This window comes from uncultured Campylobacter sp. (assembly GCF_938031315.1).
In the GTDB taxonomy this organism is placed as follows: Bacteria; Campylobacterota; Campylobacteria; order Campylobacterales; family Campylobacteraceae; genus Campylobacter_B.
Genome location: NZ_CALHHT010000513.1, coordinates 1 through 1,492, shown reverse-complemented (window position 1 = coordinate 1,492; position 1,492 = coordinate 1). Strand labels below are relative to the sequence as shown.

Sequence of the window (1,492 nt, the reverse complement as noted above, 5' to 3'; positions counted from 1 at the left end):
TACGCGGACGACCCCAAGTGCGTGGGTATCGGCGAGTGCGGGCTTGACTACTTTAGACTGAAGCATAGCCCCGAAGCCAAATCCGCCGAAATCTCCTCTCAAAAACAAGCTTTCATATCACAAATCGACCTAGCAATAAAACTCCAAAAACCGCTCATAGTCCATATCCGCGACGCCAACGAAGATAGCTTTCAAATTTTAAAAGAGCGAGCGGATGAACTTTGCGGCGGAGTTTTACACTGCTTCAACGCAAGCAAACTTTTGCTAAGCCTCGCAGATAGCGGGTTTTACTTCGGTATCGGAGGAGTTTTGACCTTTAAAAACGCCAAAAGCTTAGCCGAAATTTTACCTCAAATTCCGCTAGAGAAATTACTAATAGAAACGGACGCACCCTATCTTACGCCGCATCCTCACCGCGGCGAGCGCAATGAGCCCGCATACACGAGGCTCGTAGTAGAAAAAATAGCCGAAATTTTAAATTTAAGTGTAGATAAAATCGAAGATATAACCAGCCAAAACGCCTGTAGGCTTTTTGGCGATCAGATCAAAGGAGAATAATGAAAGCCTTAAAATTTATATTGCTAGCACTATTTTTAGTAGCTGAAGGATTTGCGAGTCAGCCGAATTTGATGCGTGCAAACCACGAGTATATTTTAAATCAATTCGGTATAGAGAATAACGAATCGAGTAAAAACGTAGTCGCGGGCATCTTTCGCGCGATCGACGCGGGCGACCGCAGGCAGTTTAAACACATAGTCACCAGCCAATCGCATAACGCGTATCTGGTAAAAACCGAGATCGATAATATCGAAGCTCCGGAGTTTCTGCTCTATCTTGCGATGGTCGAATCACATCTCAAAAATACCGTAACTTCTGGCGCAAGCGCTGGCGGTATGTGGCAACTGATGCCGGCGACTGCAAAAAATTTCGGTCTTAGAGTAGATAACGCCGTGGATGAGCGCCGCGACCCCGCAGCCTCGACGGATGCTGCGTTTTCATATATTTTGCATCTGAAGCAAAATTTCGGAAAGTGGTATCTAGCACTTATGGCGTATAACTGCGGCGATCAAAAGCTTAAAAACGCTATCGCAGCTACGGGCAGCGATGATTTGGATCGCCTCTTAAAAAGCAAGGCGCTCCCTACGGAAACCAAAAATTTCATCAAGCGTATCATTAAATACGCCTATATCGCGCAAAACGAGAATATGCGTAAAATTTTACTCTTCGAAAACGAGCCGTGGGGGCTAAAGCGTATCGCCGTAGCTCCCGGCACGAAGCTAAGCGCCGTCGCCAAGCAGATCGGAATTTCGCCGTCGCAGATGCAGGATTACAACGCTCATATTAAAAACGGCGTATCTCCGCTTAACGGCAAGTACTTTTTCTACATCCCGCAGAGCAAATACGCCGAGTTTGTCATAAATCAAGGCACCTTGCAAGCTTACGAGCCGCGCCTAAAAAATCGCAAAGGCAAAGTCAAGGGCGCACTTGCCGG

At 46.7% G+C, this 1,492-nt stretch carries 2 protein-coding genes; both read left to right on the top strand.

Going from position 1 to position 1,492, the window contains the following annotated elements; translation table 11 throughout:
- A partial coding sequence (locus tag Q0236_RS12780) for a TatD family hydrolase (protein WP_297918806.1) occupies positions 1–558 on the top strand: 558 nt, incomplete at its 5' end.
- Positions 558–1,492 (top strand): lytic transglycosylase domain-containing protein (locus tag Q0236_RS12775; RefSeq protein WP_297918803.1); only part of this gene is annotated, 935 nt, incomplete at its 3' end. The genes Q0236_RS12780 and Q0236_RS12775, both read left to right, overlap by 1 nt.